The 15,725-nt window shown below is 74.3% G+C and carries 13 protein-coding genes and 1 rRNA gene; 9 read left to right on the forward strand and 5 right to left on the reverse strand.

The window, feature by feature from the left end:
• Window positions 1–126: 126 nt before the first annotated feature.
• Window positions 127–243: ribosomal RNA gene (gene rrf, locus Q1A09_RS20590) — 5S ribosomal RNA — on the forward strand.
• 199 nt (window positions 244–442) lie between these two features.
• Here rrf and Q1A09_RS20595 read toward each other — a convergent pair.
• Window positions 443–1,108, reverse strand: a complete 666-nt coding sequence (locus tag Q1A09_RS20595) for a DUF2461 domain-containing protein (RefSeq protein ID WP_299959533.1) — start codon at window positions 1,106–1,108, stop codon at window positions 443–445.
• Window positions 1,105–1,731, reverse strand: a complete 627-nt coding sequence (locus Q1A09_RS20600; protein WP_299959536.1) for a GNAT family N-acetyltransferase — start codon at window positions 1,729–1,731, stop codon at window positions 1,105–1,107. The genes Q1A09_RS20595 and Q1A09_RS20600 overlap by 4 nt, the downstream gene beginning before the upstream one ends.
• Window positions 1,732–1,797: 66 nt before the next feature.
• On the opposite strand from Q1A09_RS20600, the gene Q1A09_RS20605 reads away from it, so the two are divergent.
• The 7 genes from Q1A09_RS20605 (at window position 1,798) to Q1A09_RS20635 (ending at window position 9,523) form a co-directional block, all read left to right on the forward strand.
• The gene (locus Q1A09_RS20605) at window positions 1,798–3,006 is read left to right on the forward strand and encodes a winged helix-turn-helix domain-containing protein (protein WP_299959539.1); all 1,209 of its coding nucleotides are present in this window, start codon (window positions 1,798–1,800) and stop codon (window positions 3,004–3,006) included.
• Between the two features lie 81 nt (window positions 3,007–3,087).
• Window positions 3,088–3,840: an FAD-dependent thymidylate synthase gene (thyX, locus tag Q1A09_RS20610; RefSeq protein WP_299959542.1), complete on the forward strand. Its 753-nt coding sequence runs from the start codon at window positions 3,088–3,090 to the stop codon at window positions 3,838–3,840.
• 82 nt (window positions 3,841–3,922) lie between these two features.
• Window positions 3,923–4,744: a thymidylate synthase gene (locus Q1A09_RS20615; protein WP_299959545.1), complete on the forward strand. Its 822-nt coding sequence runs from the start codon at window positions 3,923–3,925 to the stop codon at window positions 4,742–4,744.
• 23 nt (window positions 4,745–4,767) lie between these two features.
• A complete protein-coding gene (locus tag Q1A09_RS20620; protein WP_299959548.1) occupies window positions 4,768–5,370 on the forward strand; it encodes a dihydrofolate reductase in 603 nt (200 codons plus the stop codon).
• A gap of 9 nt (window positions 5,371–5,379) precedes the next feature.
• Window positions 5,380–6,276 carry a 4-hydroxy-tetrahydrodipicolinate synthase gene (gene dapA / locus Q1A09_RS20625; RefSeq protein ID WP_299959551.1) on the forward strand — a complete coding sequence of 299 codons (897 nt, stop codon included), beginning with the start codon at window positions 5,380–5,382 and terminating at the stop codon, window positions 6,274–6,276.
• Window positions 6,273–7,982 carry a ribonuclease J gene (locus tag Q1A09_RS20630; protein WP_299959554.1) on the forward strand — a complete coding sequence of 570 codons (1,710 nt, stop codon included), beginning with the start codon at window positions 6,273–6,275 and terminating at the stop codon, window positions 7,980–7,982. Before dapA ends, Q1A09_RS20630 begins: the two co-directional genes overlap by 4 nt.
• Before the next feature lie 215 nt (window positions 7,983–8,197).
• Window positions 8,198–9,523 (forward strand): right-handed parallel beta-helix repeat-containing protein, encoded by a 1,326-nt coding sequence (locus Q1A09_RS20635; RefSeq protein WP_299959557.1) that lies wholly within the window; start codon window positions 8,198–8,200, stop codon window positions 9,521–9,523.
• Between the two features lie 233 nt (window positions 9,524–9,756).
• Here the strand turns inward: Q1A09_RS20635 and Q1A09_RS20640 are convergent, their stop codons facing one another.
• From Q1A09_RS20640 to Q1A09_RS20650, 3 genes are all read right to left on the reverse strand, one after another.
• Window positions 9,757–10,440 (reverse strand): anti-sigma factor, encoded by a 684-nt coding sequence (locus tag Q1A09_RS20640; RefSeq protein ID WP_299959559.1) that lies wholly within the window; start codon window positions 10,438–10,440, stop codon window positions 9,757–9,759.
• Window positions 10,437–10,973: a sigma-70 family RNA polymerase sigma factor gene (locus tag Q1A09_RS20645; RefSeq protein WP_299959562.1), complete on the reverse strand. Its 537-nt coding sequence runs from the start codon at window positions 10,971–10,973 to the stop codon at window positions 10,437–10,439. Before Q1A09_RS20645 ends, Q1A09_RS20640 begins: the two co-directional genes overlap by 4 nt.
• Before the next feature lie 99 nt (window positions 10,974–11,072).
• Entirely contained in the window at window positions 11,073–13,031 is a 1,959-nt protein-coding gene (locus Q1A09_RS20650; RefSeq protein ID WP_299959565.1) for a prolyl oligopeptidase family serine peptidase, read from the reverse strand.
• Window positions 13,032–13,113: 82 nt separating this feature from the next.
• Here Q1A09_RS20650 and Q1A09_RS20655 point away from each other — a divergent pair, with 82 nt between their 5' ends.
• A complete protein-coding gene (locus tag Q1A09_RS20655) occupies window positions 13,114–15,630 on the forward strand; it encodes a DNA translocase FtsK (RefSeq protein WP_299959568.1) in 2,517 nt (838 codons plus the stop codon).
• Window positions 15,631–15,725 lie beyond the last annotated feature (95 nt).

A 15,725-nucleotide genomic window follows, 5' to 3' on the forward strand; every position in this document is an offset into this window, starting at 1 on the left:
ACCCAGCTATTTGTTGCTTGATGTCTCGCGTCCACTGTGTGGTTCTGAACGTACGGAACCCGCCCTGCTCCACATCGTCCCTTTGCGGGTTGGTGTGGTGTGGGGTGGGGGACAAGTTCACAGCGTTACGGCGGTCATGGCGAAAGGGAAACGCCCGGTCTCATTCCGAACCCGGAAGCTAAGCCTTTCAGCGCCGATGGTACTGCCCGGGGGACCGGGTGGGAGAGTAGGACGCCGCCGGACACAACTCCCAGGAACGGGGTCACAGCATCTGCTGTGGCCCCGTTCCTGCATTTCTGGGGCCGGTCACGCCCCGCCCGACGGTGCACGGGCTGCCTGCCCGGATGACCTCCAAGGGACCACACGGAGCAGCGGGCGCCAGGCGGGATCGGCGTCTGCTGCGGCTGCCCCTGGTGCCGCCGACGTCACGTGACGTTTGGGCTCATCGCCGGCGGTCGGGCGGAGCCGTGGAGGCGCCGACGTTGTCCGCCAGCCACTGGTTCAGCGCACCGAACCGGCGCCAGCTGTCCCGGACCCGGTCGAGGGCGGTCCGGCGGTGCAGCCAGTCCTCCGGCGTCCACTGCTGCGATGCGTGCAACGACCGGTGCCGGAGCAGTTCGATCCGCGGGTGGTCGGCGGGGTAGCCGCGCGGGGACCGGACGAGCCGGTCGCCGTCGATCGAGAACCCCTCCTGCTCCAGCGAGGCGACCACGTGGGCGAGCCGGGGGCCCTGGACGTCGTCGTCCACGGCGCGGCGGTAGCGGTCGACCTGGTCCGGCTGCAGGCGCCAGCACCCACCCGAGACGAGCAGTCCGTCGGCGGACACCTGGACGTACACCGACCCGGTTCCCCGTCCGTCCTGGTGCAGCACCGCGCCCTGGTGCGTCTTGTACGGGGTCTTGTCGTGGCTGAACCGGACGTCCCGGTAGGGGCGGAACAGCTTCGCCGTGCCGAACTCCGGGGCCAGCTCATCGGCCAGGGCCTGCATCGGCGCCCGGACGTGCTGCTCCCAGAGCTGGCGGTTCTGGGCCCAGTAGGTCTTGCTGTTGTCTGCCTCGAGGCCCTCGTAGAACACCAGTGCCTCGTCGGGGAAGCCGGAGAAGGTCACTGCTCTCCTCGTTCGTCGTCCAGGATCGTGTGCCAGCGGACCTGGCGGAGCGGGGTGCCGCCGGTGTCCAGCGTCCGCACCCAGCCATCGGGCGCCCAGCCGGCGGCGGACAGGAAGCGGGTGGTCACCTCGTCGGCCTCCGGCACCCACATCTGCAGCCGTGCCGTCCCGGCGGCCGAGGTCAGGTCGACGACCGCGGCCAGCAGCCGGCTGCCGTGGCCCCGGCGGCCCCATCGCGGCTCCACCAGCAGGGTCATCAGCTCAGCTGTGGGTCCGCCGGGGAACGGGTCCTCGTCGGCGGTGAGCTCGGCGGGGCCGTGGGCGGAGAACCCGGCGACGGTCTCCCCGTCGAGAGCGACGAGCACCCCGTGGCCGGGGGTGGGGGGCGCGACCACCGCTGTGCGCCAGGCGGAGACCGCGGCCTCGGTGTCCCAGTCGTCGAGGACCTCGGCCGGCAGGAGGGACCGGTAGGCGGTGCGCCAGGTGACCAGCTGGACGCGGGCCAGCTCCGCGGCGTCCGCGGGGGCTGCCGGTCGCACCGACACCTCGGCGCGCCCCGAGAGACCCGGTGCCTGGGGGAAGTCCGGTGTCCCGGGGAGGTCCGGCCGTCCGGGGAGGTCCACCCGGGCAGCCTAGGCGGCGTGGTCCGGCGCGGCGGGTGTCGTACCCCCACGGCAGGATCGGTGACCGTGACGACGCCCGCGGAGAGGCTGCCCACCGCCCTGGCTCGACGGATCGCGCTGGCCGCCCAGGGCTTCGCCGGCCCGCGGCCGGCCGGCGGCGTCGGCACCCGGCAGCTCCGGGGCACCGCCGAGCGGCTGGCCGTGGTGCAGATCGACTCGGTGAACGTGCTGTCCCGGTCGCACTACCTCCCGTACTTCAGCCGGCTCGGGGTCTACGACCGGACGGCGTTGGACGCACTCTCCGCGCGGCGGCACGACCTGTTCGAGTACTGGGCGCACGAGGCGTCCTTCCTGCCCGTCCGGTTGCAACCGCACCTGCGCTGGCGGATGGCGGCGGCCGAGCAGCACGCCTGGGGCAACATGGTCGCGATCCAGCAGGACCGTCCGGGCTACGTCGCCGAGGTGCTCGACCGGGTGCGCGACGGTGGTCCGCTGAAGGCCAGTGAGCTGCTGGAGCCGCGGCCCGACCGCCCCGGCTCGATGTGGAACTGGCACGCCGGCAAGGTCGCGCTCGAGTGGCTGTTCTACACCGGGGTGCTCACCGCCCGGCGGCGGACCGCCGGTTTCGAGCGGGTCTACGACCTGACCGAACGGGTGCTGCCGGCTGCGGTCGTGCACACACCCACCCCCGACCGGGACGAGGCGTTTCGCGAGCTCGTCCGCACGGCCGCCCGGGCGCTGGGCGTGGCCACCGAGACCGACCTGCGCGACTACTTCCGGCTGCCACCGGCCGACACCCGGACGGCGATCGCCGAGCTGGCCGACGTCGGGGAGCTCCAGCCGGTCGAGGTCGCCGGCTGGGGCAGGCCGGCCTGGGTGCACCCGCAGGCGCGGCGGCCGCGCTGGATCCGGGCCCGGGCGCTGCTCAGCCCGTTCGACTCCCTGGTGTGGGAGCGGCCGCGGGTGGAGCGCATCTTCGACTTCCGCTACCGGCTGGAGATCTACACCCCGGCGGAGAAGCGGGTGCACGGCTACTACGTGCTCCCGTTCCTGCTGGGCGACCGACTGGTGGCCCGGGTCGACCTCAAGGCCGACCGCAAGGCCGGCGTGCTGCGCGTCCAAGCGGCGCACGCCGAGCGCGGGGTCGAGACCGCCGAGGTGGCGGCCGAACTGGCCGCCGAGCTGCGGTCGATGGCCGACTGGATGGCGCTGGAGCACGTCGAGGTGGCCGGCCGGGGCGACCTGGCCCCCGACCTGGCCGCCGTGGTGCGCTGAGCCGTGTTCGCCACTGGGGCAGGTGGTGCCGCTGTCGCCGCGGGCGCAGGCGATGGCCTGGGCGACCCGTACCCTCGATGCGTGCCCGCCATCGCCCCGCTGAAGGTGCACGTCGTCGCGCAGACGCAGTTCACCCCGCCGGCGGACGTGCCGTGGGAGACCGACGCCGACGGTGGGCAGGCGCTCGCGGAGTTCGCCGGGCGCGCCTGCTACCAGTCCTGGGACAAGCCGAACCCGGCGACGGCGACCAACCGCGGCTACCTCCGGCACATCCTGGAGGTCGGGCACCTCTCGGTGCTGGAGCACGGCACCATCTCGATGTACCTGACCGGTGTCTCGAGGTCGCTCACCCACGAGCTGATCCGACACCGGCACTTCTCCTACAGCCAGCTCTCCCAGCGGTACGTGCCCGAGGACGACGCCGCGGTCGTCGAGCCGGCGGTCATCGCCGAGGACCCGGAGCTGCACGCGGCGTTCCTGGCCGCCACCGATGCCGCCGTGGCCGCCTACGCCGACCTGCTGGACGGGCTGGAGCGGCGGTTCGCCGACGTGCCGAACGCCGCGCTGCGCCGCAAGCAGGCCCGGCAGGCCGCCCGGTCGGTGCTGCCCAACGCCACCGAGACCCGCGTCGTCGTCACCGGCAACTACCGGGCCTGGCGGCACTTCGTCGCCATGCGGGCCAGCGAGCACGCCGACGTCGAGATCCGCGAGCTCGCCGTCGCCTGCCTGCGCGAGCTGCAGCGGGTGGCCCCGCACGTCTTCGAGGACTTCCGGGTCAGCCGGCTGGCCGACGGGACGGCGGTCGCCGCCAGCCCGCTCGTCGCCGAAGGCTGACCCGACCGCCCGGCCGAGGGCCGACCACAGCACCCACCCGGGTCCGGAGCTCCCGGCCCACAGACCGCTACGAGGAGTCGACATGGCCGAGGTGGCCGTCCAGCAGCAGGTCGACACGCAGTACGAGGACCTGCTCCGCCGGGTCCTGGAGACCGGGACGCCGAAGGACGACCGCACCGGCACCGGCACGCTCAGCCTGTTCGGCGAGCGGCTGCGCTACGACCTGTCCAGCTCCTTCCCGCTGGTGACCACCAAGTCGGTGCACTTCAAGTCGATCGCCTACGAGCTGCTGTGGTTCCTGCGGGGTGAGGGCAACGTCGGCTGGCTCAAGGAGCACGGCGTCTCGATCTGGGACGAGTGGGCCGCCGAGGACGGCAGCCTGGGACCGGTCTACGGCGTCCAGTGGCGGTCCTGGCCCACCCCGGACGGCGGGTCGATCGACCAGCTGTCCGCCGTCCTGGAGACGCTGCGCACCGACCCGGACTCCCGGCGGATGGTGGTCTCGGCGTGGAACGTCGCCGCCCTGCCGGAGATGGCGCTGGCGCCCTGCCACGCGCTCTTCCAGTTCCACGTCGCCGACGGCAAGCTCTCCTGCCAGCTCTACCAGCGCAGCGCCGACCTGTTCCTCGGCGTCCCGTTCAACATCGCCAGCTACGCGCTGCTCACCCGGATGGTCGCCCAGCAGGTCGGCCTGGAGGCCGGCGACCTCATCTGGGTCGGCGGGGACTGCCACATCTACCGCAACCACCTGCCGCAGGTGCGCGAGCAGCTGAGCCGGGAGGTGCTGCCCTTCCCGCGGCTGGAGATCGACCCGGCGCCCTCGCTGTTCGACCACGCCTACGAGGACTTCCACGTGATCGACTACCGGCACCACCCGGCGATCCGCGGCGCGGTGGCGGTCTGACCGAGGGCGCGGAGGCGCGGGTCGTGGCGAGCACCGTCCGGATGGTCTGGGCGCAGGCGGCCGGCGGCGTCATCGGCGCCGACGGCGGGCTGCCCTGGCACCTGCCGGAGGACCTGCGGCTGTTCAAGGCGCTCACCCACGGGTCGACCGTGGTGATGGGCCGCCGCACCTGGGAGTCGCTGCCGCCCCGGGTCCGGCCGCTGCCGGGACGCCGCAACGTGGTGCTCAGCTCGACGATGGAGGACACCGATCCCGGGGCGGAGGTCGCCCGGTCGGTGGACGACGTGCTGGCGCTGGGCGAGGACCTGTGGGTGATCGGCGGTGGTGGCGTGTACGCGGCGTTCCTGCCGCACGCCGACGAGGTCGTCCTCACCGAGGTCGACGCGCAGCTGCCGGGGGACACCTGGGCGCCGGCGCTCGGCCCGGACTGGGCGCTGGGCGCGCGGCTGCCGGCCGCCGGCTGGGCCGGATCGGCCGGCGGGCTCTCCTTCCGGGTCTCCCAGTGGCGCCGCTCGGGCACCGGCGCGGACCCGGTGGCTGCGGTGCTGGCCGAGCAGGCGTCCGGGTGGACCGACGGTGGGCGGTCCGGCGGCGGGCGGTCCGACGGCGTCGGTGGCGGCCGGTAGATTCCTGGCATGCCCACCGACCCCGCACGGCCGTTCGGGCGCGTGCTGACGGCCATGGTCACGCCTCTCGCCGAGGACGGCACGATCGACCTGGCCGGCGCGCAGCAGCTGGCCTCGCACCTGGTCGACCGGCAGGCCAACGACGGGCTCGTCGTCTTCGGGACGACGGGGGAGTCGCCGACCATCAGCGACAGCGAGCAGCACGCCGTCCTGGAGGCGGTGCTCGACGCCGTCGGTGACCGGGCCATGGTGGTCGCCGGTGTCGGCACCAACGACACCGCGCACTCCATCGAGAAGGCGCAGTCCGCGGCCCGGCTGGGCGTGCACGGACTGCTCGTCGTGACCCCGTACTACAACAAGCCCCCGCAGGCCGGCCTGCTGCGGCACTTCACCGCGGTCGCCGACTCCACCGACCTGCCGGTGATGCTCTACGACATCCCGCCCCGCTCGGTCGTGCCGATCGAGGTCGAGACGCTGGTCCGCGCCGCCGAGCACCCGAACATCGTCGCGGTGAAGGACGCCAAGGCCGACCTGGGCGCGGTGATGTGGACGCTGGCCCGCACCGACCTCGCCTACTACTCGGGCGAGGACATGCTGAACCTCCCGTTGCTGGCCGCCGGCGCGGTCGGGGTGGTCAGCGTGGTCAGCCACCTGGTCGGCACCCGGCTGGCCGAGCTGATCGCCGCGGTCGAGGCCGGTGACCTGGTCACGGCGCGTGCGGTGAACGAGAGCCTGCTGCCGGTCTACACCGGGGTGTTCCGCACGCAGGGCACGATCATGGTCAAGGCGGCGCTGCGCGAGCTGGGGCTGCCGTCCGGCCCGGTCCGCCCGCCGCTGGTCGACGCGACGCCTGAGGAGTTGGCGCAGCTGCGCACCGACCTCGCCGCGGGGGGAGTCCAGCTGTGACGGCGACCGCCGCGCCCGGCCTGCAGCCGCACCTCGACCTCAAGGCGCCCCCGCCGCTGCCCGCGGGTGGCCTGCGGGTGATGGCGCTGGGCGGGCTCGGCGAGATCGGCCGCAACATGGCCGTGCTCGAGTTCGACGGGAAGCTGCTCGTCATCGACTGCGGCGTGCTCTTCCCCGAGGCCGAGCAGCCCGGCGTCGACCTGATCCTCCCCGACTTCGGGGTGATCGAGCACCGGCTGGACGAGATCACCGCCGTCGTCCTCACCCACGGGCACGAGGACCACATCGGCGCCATCCCCTACCTGCTGCGGCTGCGCGCCGACATCCCGCTGGTCGGCTCCCGGTTCACCCTGGCGCTGGTCAAGGCCAAGCTGCGCGAGCACCGGATCGACCCGGTGCTGGTCGAGGTGGCCGCCGGTGACGACCACCTGGCCGGGCCCTTCCACTGCGAGTTCATCAGCGTCAACCACTCGATCCCCGATGCGCTCGCCGTCGCCGTGCACACCCCGGCCGGCACGCTGGTGCACACCGGGGACTTCAAGATGGACCAGCTCCCGCTGGACGGCGTGCTCACCGACCTCGGGGCCTTCGCCCGGCTCGGCGTCGCCGGCATCGACCTGCTGCTGGCCGACTCGACCAACGCCGAGGTGCCCGGCTTCGTCACCTCCGAGCGGAACATCGGCCCGGTCCTGGACTCGGTGTTCGAGCGGGCCACCCAGCGGCTGATCGTCTCCAGCTTCGCCAGCCACGTGCACCGCATCCAGCAGGTGCTCGACTGCGCGGTCAAGCACGGCCGCAAGGTCGCCCTGGTCGGCCGGTCGATGGTGCGGAACATGGGCGTCGCCCAGGACCTCGGCCTGCTGCGGGTCGCCCCCGGACTGATGGTGAAGCTGGACGAGGCGACCTCGATGCCCCCGGAGCAGGTGGTGCTGATCAGCACCGGTTCCCAGGGCGAGCCGCTGTCGGCGCTGGGCCGGATGGCTCGCGGCGACCACCACCAGGTCACCATCGAGGCCGGCGACACGATCATCCTGGCGTCGTCCCTGGTGCCGGGGAACGAGACCGCGGTCTACAAGGTGATCAACGGGCTGGCCCGGCTGGGCGCCACCGTGGTGCACAAGGAGACGGCGATGGTGCACGTCTCCGGGCATGCCCCCGCCGGTGAGCTGCGCACCCTGATCAACGTCGCCAAGCCCCGGTACCTGATGCCGGTGCACGGCGAGTGGCGGCACCTGCGCGCGCACGCCGCGCTCGCCGAGCAGACCGGCATGACCCGCGACCGCATCCTGCTCGCCGAGGACGGCGTCGTCGTCGACCTGGTCGATGGCAAGGCCTCGATCGTGGGCAGCGTGCCGATCGGCAACGTCTACGTCGACGGGCTCAACGTCGGCGACGTCGGCGAGGAGTCGCTGCAGGCCCGGCGCATCCTCGGTGACGAGGGCTTCGTCGCGGTCACCGTGGTCGTCGAGCCCTCGACCCGGACGATCGTGCGGCCCGTGCACCTGTCGACCCGCGGTTTCTCCGACGACCCGACCGCCTTCAACGAGGTGCTCGCCCGGGTGGACGAGGAGCTGCGGCGGGCGCTGGAGGACGAGCAGGTCGATGCCCACCGGCTGTCCCAGGTGATCCGCCGGACGGTCGGCAAGTGGGTGTCGGACACCTACCGCCGCCGGCCGATGATCATCCCCACCGTCCTCGAGGTCTAGCGGCGGCAGGTCCCTCGGGCCGTCCCGGAGGCGTCTCCCCGAACGTCCGGGTGGGCTCCCGGGGACGCCCGGTAGCGGCGCGCCGGTCGTGCCGATCGTCAGGCTGCTCCGGCCCGCATCCCCGCACTCCGGTCGAACGCCGGTCGGCCGGGCGCCGTACCCCTCTGTGTCGGTGCTCGTACGCCGGCGCCCGCGATCCACGAGGGAGACGACAGATGCGCACCAGATCACTGGCCGGCGCCGCAGCGTCGGCGTTCGCGCTGAGCCTGCTGGCCACCACCCCGGCCGCGGCGGACGAGCCACGACGCACCGGCGACGGCAACCTGGTCCTCTCGGTGACCACCGCCCAGGACAGCACCGACGCCCGACCCGGTGACGGGAGCTGCGCCGACGCGGCGGGCGACTGCTCGCTGCGGGCCGCAGTGCAGGAGGTGAACGCCTCCGGCGGCGGCACCGTCGTCCTCGGGCGGGGGACCCACCGGCTCACCCTGCGCGGCACCGGTGAGGACGCCGCGGCCACCGGCGACCTCGACGTCACCACCCGGATCGTGCTCGACGGCCGCGGGGCGCGGATCGACGGGCAGCGCCTGGACCGTGTCCTCGACGTGCTGCCCGGTGGCTCGCTGACGCTCACCGACGTCACCGTGACCGGCGGTGCGGCGCAGGGGACCGGTCTCCCGGCGTCCGGTGGCGGGGTGCGGAACGCGGGCACGCTCGTCGTCGACCGCAGCACGATCACCGGCAACTCCGCGGTCCGGGCCGGCGGCGGGATCGAGGCGTCACCGGGTTCCACCACGACCGTCGACCGCTCGACGCTGTCGCGGAACAGCACCGGTGCCGGGCCGGGCAACGGCGGCGGCCTGCACCTGACCGGCGCCGGCACCGTGCACGTCTCGCGCAGCACCGTCTCGGGCAACACCGCGGCCGCCGAGGGCGGGGGCCTGTGGAACTCCGGGGCCGGCAGCATGACCGTGGACCGGACCACCGTCTCCGGCAACACCGCCAGCGGTGACGAGGCCACGATGGGCGGTGGCGGCCTGTTCCAGGAGGCCGGGCCGACCGGGACGCTGACCGTCACGCGGTCGGAGGTCACCGGCAACGTGGCCGACGGCGCGGCCGGTTCCGGCGGCGGGATCCTCAACGACCAGGCCACGCTCGTCGTCGAGCGGACCCGGATCGAGGGGAACTCGGCGCGCCGCGCCGGCGGCGGCATCGAGGCGAACGTCGGCCGGACGACGCTGGAGCGCACCGACCTCGTCGGCAACGTGACCGGGGCGGCCCCGGGCAACGGCGGCGGACTGCACGTCACCGGCGCCGGGACCGTGCGCATCGACCGCGGTCAGGTGACCGGCAACCGGGCGGCCAACGACGGCGGCGGGCTGTGGAACTCCCCGACCGGCACGATGACCGTGCAGCGGACGGCGATCCGGGGCAACACCGCGGCCGGCGAGGGGAACGACGTCTACCAGGAGGTCGGCCCCGACGGCACCGCCAGCGGCACCTTCACCGTCGACGGTCGACGGGTCCCCGCCGGCGGCTGACCGCTGCCTGACTGCACACCGGCCGCGCCGGTCGGCTCCCGCCGACCGGCGCGGCCGTCGCGTGCCCCGGAGGACGGTCGGGCCCCGTGGCCCGGCCGGCCTCCAGCTGCCGATCACCCGCACGCACCTGTGCGGACGACGGCGCGGTACGCCCCGGCGACGGAGGCAAGGCGTCCCGCCTACGGGACAGGTGGTCGCCGAGGTGTACGGCCCGGGCGGCCGCCGCGTTCAGCTCAGAACGTGGAGGTCAGGACCACCGCGCCCGAGGCGTCCAGCACCGCGAAGCCGGCGGCGTCCTCCCGCAGCACCGAGGAGTTGAGGTTGCAGTCGAGCTGCTGGCTCCCCACACCGATGAACTGCCCGGCCGGGACCTCGCGGCCGGCCTCGTCGACCACCGTGACCCGGTACACCTGCCCCGCGGCGAACCCGGCACCGGACAGCTTCACCTCCACCCCCCAGGTGTGCGGGACGACGTCGGCGGTCGCGCGCACCCCCTCCGCGACCACCGCCACCGCGACCGGCTCCAGCGGCGGCGCCGGCGGCAGCGGGCGGCTCAGCCAGCCCACGCCGAACGCCGCCGCGGCGATCACCGCGACGGCCCCGGCCGCGGCCCACCGGGTGCGGCGGGCACGCCGGGCGGCCAGGTCGACCGGGCCCGGGCCGGCCGCGGCGATCCGGGCCAGGACGGCGTCGGCCAGCTCCGGCGGCGGGGCGGGCTGGTCGTCGAGCCGGTCGGGGTCGACGCCGGCCAGCCGCCCGGCGAGCGGGGTCAGCTCGGCCAGCTCCGCCCGGCAGGCGGCGCAGCCGTCGAGGTGCGCCCGGACGGCGGCGCGCTCCTCGGGGGTGCCGTGCCCCAGGGCGTACACCCCGAGCTGCTCGCGCAGTCGCCGGTGGGCGTCGCGCGACGGACCGGTCACGGTTCCACTCCCATCTCCTCCATCGCCAGACGCAGGGCCTTCAACCCGTAGAACACCCGGCTGCGCACCGTGCCCACCGGGACGCCGAGCTCGGCGGCCACCTCCGCGTGCGGCCGGCCGCGCAGGTGGGTCTGCACGATCGCCGTCCGGTGCTCGGGGCCGATCCGCCGCAGCGCCTCCTCCACCACCCACGCGTCGACGAGCCGCTCGTCCAGGCCGGGCCCGCTGGCCGCGGGTGGCTCGACGTCGTCGGTGAGGTCCCGCTGCCACGGCCGGACGGCGAAGCGGCGGGCCTCGTCGACGACCACGTTGCGGGCGATGGTGAACAGCCACGTGCGCAGGCTGGCCAGCTGCGGGTCGTAGGACCCGGCGGCGCGCCAGGCCCGCAGGAACACCTCCTGGACGACGTCCTGGGCGGCCCCGCCGTCACCCAGCTGGCGCAGCGCAAAGCGGTAGAGCTCCGGGCCGTGCGCGGCGTAGGCCGCCCGCACGTCCAGGACCTCGGTCTGGGCCGTTCCTCGGTGGCGCGCCATCGCGCTCCCTCGCCGGACCGTCGGAGCCCCCGGTGGGCTCCGTCGCAGTGCTTACGCACCCGACCGCCGATCGGTTCACCCGGGGCGGCCGGCCCCAGCTCACCGGACGACGGTGATCGGGGTGATGCCCTCCTCGGTGGGGAGCGGGAAGCCGAGCACCTGGGCGTAGAAGGACAGCTCGCCGTCCAGCGCGGTGCGGATGTTCTCGCCCTTGCGGAAGCCGTGCTGCTCACCGGCGAACAGCACGTAGGCGTGCGGTACGCCCTTGGCCCGCAGGGCCGCCACCATCATCTCCGCCTGCGCCGGGGGCACGACCTCGTCCTCGTCGCCCTGGAACACCGCCAGCGGGGTGTCGAGGGCGTCGGTGGCGTGGATCGGGGAGCGCTCGGCGTAGACCGCGGCGCCCTCGGGCCACGGCGCGATCAGGCCGTCGAGGTACCGGGACTCGAACGAGTGGGTGTCCGCGGCCAGCGCGGCCAGGTCGGCGACGCCGTAGTGGCTGGCCCCGGCGGCGAAGACCCCCGGGCGGAAGGTCAGCGCGGCCAGGGTGGTGTACCCGCCGGCGGAGCCGCCGCGGATCGCCATCCGGGCCGGGTCGACCCGCAGGCCGGCCGGGCCGTCCCCGGAGGAGAGGTACCGGGCGCAGGCGACGACGTCGTCCAGGTCGGCGATGCCCCACTGGCCCGTCAGCGCCTGGCGGTACCGGCGGCCGTAGCCGGTCGAGCCGCGGTAGTCGACGTCGGCGACGGCGAACCCGCGCGAGGTCCAGTACTGCACGCCCAGGTCCAGCACCGACCGGGCGGCGGCGGTCGGGCCGCCGTGCACCAGCACCAGCAGCGGCGGGAGCTCGCCGTCGGGGGCGGCGACCTCCGGGTTGGTCGGCGGGTAGACCAACGCGTGCGCCTCGGCCACGCCGCTGGGGCCGGGCTCGGTCGGGAAGGTGACGTGCACCGGGCGGGAGAACCAGGCCGGGTCGACCCCCAGGTCGCGGGCCGGGCGCAGCACCTCGGCGCGGCCGTCGGCCAGGGCGACCCGCAGCACGACCGGCTCGGAGGCCGGGCCGCCGGCCACGCAGACGACCGCGTCCCCGGCCGCCCGGACCTGCCCGAACGACGCGTGCTCCGAGGGCAGCTCGCGGACCGCGCCGTCGCCGTCCAGCACGGCCAGCCGGTCGGCACCGTCCCGGCCGTAGGCGAGCACCACCCGGCCGTCGTCGGTCAGGTCGAACCGGCTCTGCCCGAACACCCACTGCGGGCCGGCGATGTCGCTGCCCACGTCCAGCACCAGCTCGGCCTCGCCGTGCGGCCGGCGTCGGTACAGCGACCAGACGTCGGTGCGGTCACCCAGCCACCACAGCGTCGCGTCCGCGCCCCAGACCGGCTGGACGACCGACTCGCCCTGCCCGCCGGCGATCACGTGCTCACCGCCGGCGCCGTCCCGGACCACCAGCTGGGCGGCGTCCCACGGCATGTCCGGGTGATCCCAGCGCAGGAAGGCCAGTGCGGGGCCGCCGGGTTCCCGCCGCGGGTCGGAGACGAAGTCCGGGCCGCTCACCAGCACCTCGGTGGTGCCGTCGGCAGCGATCCGAACCACCTCGTGCACCACGTCGGCCGCCGCGCCGCCGGGGGAGTGGGTCTCCCGGACCGCAAGCACCCCGTCCCCGTCGGCGGACAGGTCGGCGAACCGGACACCGGCCGGGAACGCCGGCTCCGGGGTCACCGCGACCGGCTCCGTGCTGCCGGGGTCGACCCGGTACAGCCGCTGGTCGGCGTAGGAGGTGAACCACACGGTGCCGGCGGCCACGGTCCACGCGCCGCCGCCGTACTCGTGCACCCGGGTGCGGGCGTTCCACGGGGCCGGGAGCAGGTCGGTCGTCGTGCCGTCGGGGGAGCGGCGGACCAGCACCGTGCGGCCGCCCTCGCTGGGCCGGCCCTCGGCCCACCAGACGTCGTCCCCGTCGACCACCACCTCACCGAGCCGGGCGGCCGCCCGCACCACCACCTCGGAGGTGATCGGGGTCGGCCAGCTGCCGTGGGGGAGGGTCTGGTGTGCGGTCACCCCGCCACGCTAGCCAGCCGGGCGGGCGGACACGCGGCTCAGGATCGTCCAACTGGACGCTCCGGGGCCGTACCGTCGACGCATGCCTGCTCGCGCGACGACGTCGAACCGGGCGCCGGCTCGCGGGAGCGGCTCCTCGCGGCCCCGCGCCGCCGGCTCCACCGCCAAGAAGCGCCCCCCGGCCAAGCGGGGCGGCTCCACCGCCGCGCGCCGTCCGGCGCCGAAGAAGCAGGGCACCCTCGCCGGGAGCCTGTGGCGCGGCGCGTCCGGTGCCTGGGGCCTGCTGGCCAAGGGCGCCGGTGGGCTGGCCCGCTCGGTGGCCCGGCCCGCGGAGACCGAGCCGCTGGGCCCGGAGCACCGCCGCGACGGGGTGGGCCTGGCCGTCCTCGGCCTGGCGATCGTGCTGGGCGCGGCCACCTGGACCTCGGGCATCGGCCCGGTGGGGGAGGCGCTGGCCAACGGCGTCCGGTTCACCATCGGCGCGCTGACCGCCGTCCTGCCCGTCGTCCTGCTGCTGGTCGCCCTGCGGCTGCTGCGCCACCCCCCGCGCCCGGAGGCCCGCGGCCGGCTGATGATCGGCTGGCTGTGCGTCGTCGCCGCGGTCGTGGGCATCGCCCACGTCACCGGGCCCGACGTCGACGACGCCGACCGCTCCGGCGCCGGCGGCCTGCTCGGCTGGGCGGTGGGCATGCCGCTGACCGCCGGGGTGGGGCCGGTGGTCACCGTCCTGCTGCTGGTGCTGCTGGCCTTCTTCGGGTTGCTGGTCGTCACCGCCACCCCGGTGCACCAGGTGCCCGAGCGGCTGCGTGAGTGGGTCGACCGCCAGCTGGGCCGCGACGACGAGTACGACGACTACGACGAGTACGAGGACGAGGAGCCGGAGGAGGAGCCGGCGCCCCGCGGTCGCAAGGGCCGCAAGGCCGCCGCGGCCGCCTCCGTGCAGGACACCCTGGACACCGGGGTGATCGACGTCGGTGCGCTGGACGAGGCACCGGAGGCCGTCGTCCACGAGCCGCCTCCGCCGCCGGAGCCGGTGCGCCGGCCGGCCGTGGTGGACCGGACCGCCCCGCCGGAGGACCTGCCGCCGATCGAGGAGCCCGAGCAGCTCCGGATCTCACCGGTCGAGGGCACGTACACGCTGCCCTCGGTCAGCGTGCTGCGGCCGGGCACCCCGCCGCGGGCCAAGTCCAAGGCCAACGACGTCGCCATCGAGGCGATCACCGGCGTGCTCGAGCAGTTCAACATCGATGCCGCGGTCACCAGCTACACCCGTGGCCCGACGGTGACCCGGTACGAGATCGAGCTGGGCAACGCGGTCAAGGTCGAGAAGATCACCGCGCTGACCAAGAACCTCGCCTACGCCGTCGCCAACGACAACATCCGGATCCTGGCCCCGATCCCCGGCAAGTCCGCGGTCGGCGTCGAGGTGCCCAACACCGACCGCGAGACGGTCAGCCTCGGCGACGTCATGCGCTCCCAGGTGGCCAAGGCCGACCAGCACCCGATGCTGGTCGGGCTGGGCAAGGACATCGAGGGCGGCTTCGTCTGCGCCAACCTGGCGAAGATGCCGCACCTGCTGGTGGCCGGTGCCACCGGTGCCGGTAAGTCCAGCTGCATCAACTCGCTGCTGACCTCGCTGCTGCTGCGGGCCACCCCGGACCAGCTGCGGATGATCCTGGTCGACCCGAAGATGGTCGAGCTGACGCCCTACGACGGCATCCCGCACCTGATCACGCCGATCATCACCGACCCCAAGAAGGCCGCCACCGCGCTGGCCTGGCTGGTGGAGGAGATGGAGCAGCGCTACCAGGACATGCGGGCCACCGGTGTGCGGCACATCGACGACTTCAACAAGAAGGTGGAGCGCGGGGAGATCACCGCCCCGCCGGGCAGCGAGCGGGTCTACCAGCCCTACCCCTACATCCTCACCATCGTCGACGAGCTCGCCGACCTCATGATGGTCGCCCCGCGCGACGTCGAGGAGTCGATCGTCCGGATCACCCAGAAGGCCCGCGCCGCCGGCATCCACCTGGTGCTGGCCACCCAGCGCCCCTCGGTCGACGTCGTCACCGGCCTGATCAAGGCCAACGTGCCCTCGCGGCTGGCCTTCTCCACCTCCAGCCTCACCGACAGCCGGGTCATCCTCGACCAGCCGGGCGCGGAGAAGCTGATCGGCATGGGCGACGCGCTCTTCCTGCCGATCGGCGCCGGCAAGCCGATCCGCGTCCAGGGCGCCTACGTGTCCGACGCCGAGATCGAGGCGGTCGTCGAGTTCACCAAGCGGCAGGCCGAGCCGGAGTACCGCGAGGAGGTCTTCACCGCCGCGGCGGGGGAGAAGAAGGAGATCGACGAGGACGTCGGCGGCGACATGGAGCTGCTGGTCCAGGCGATCGAGCTGGTGGTCACCAGCCAGTTCGGCTCCACCTCGATGCTGCAGCGCAAGCTGCGGGTCGGTTTCGCCAAGGCCGGCCGGCTGATGGACCTGATGGAGAGCCGCGGCATCGTCGGGCCGTCGGAGGGCTCCAAGGCCCGCGACGTGCTGGTCAAGCCCGACGAGCTGGAGTCGACCCTGTTCATCCTGCGCGGCGGCGGCGAGTAGTTGAAGGACCTGCCTGCCCCCCACACCTCGCTGCGCTCGGCGCGGGCCCCTGCAGGCAGGCCGGTACGGCGTGCGACCGCGGCGCCTGCTGCGGG

It is taken from the genome of uncultured Modestobacter sp. (assembly GCF_947486615.1).
Classification (GTDB): domain Bacteria; phylum Actinomycetota; class Actinomycetes; order Mycobacteriales; family Geodermatophilaceae; genus Modestobacter.

Coding starts and splice junctions, on each gene's coding strand:
- Q1A09_RS20655 (WP_299959568.1), top strand. CDS start 13,114: ATGCCTGCTCGCGCGACGACGTCGAACCGGGCGCCGGCTCGCGGGAGC.
- dapA (WP_299959551.1), top strand. CDS start 5,380: ATGCCCACCGACCCCGCACGGCCGTTCGGGCGCGTGCTGACGGCCATG.
- Q1A09_RS20645 (WP_299959562.1), bottom strand. CDS start 10,973: ATGGCGCGCCACCGAGGAACGGCCCAGACCGAGGTCCTGGACGTGCGG.
- Q1A09_RS20615 (WP_299959545.1), top strand. CDS start 3,923: ATGGCCGAGGTGGCCGTCCAGCAGCAGGTCGACACGCAGTACGAGGAC.
- Q1A09_RS20635 (WP_299959557.1), top strand. CDS start 8,198: ATGCGCACCAGATCACTGGCCGGCGCCGCAGCGTCGGCGTTCGCGCTG.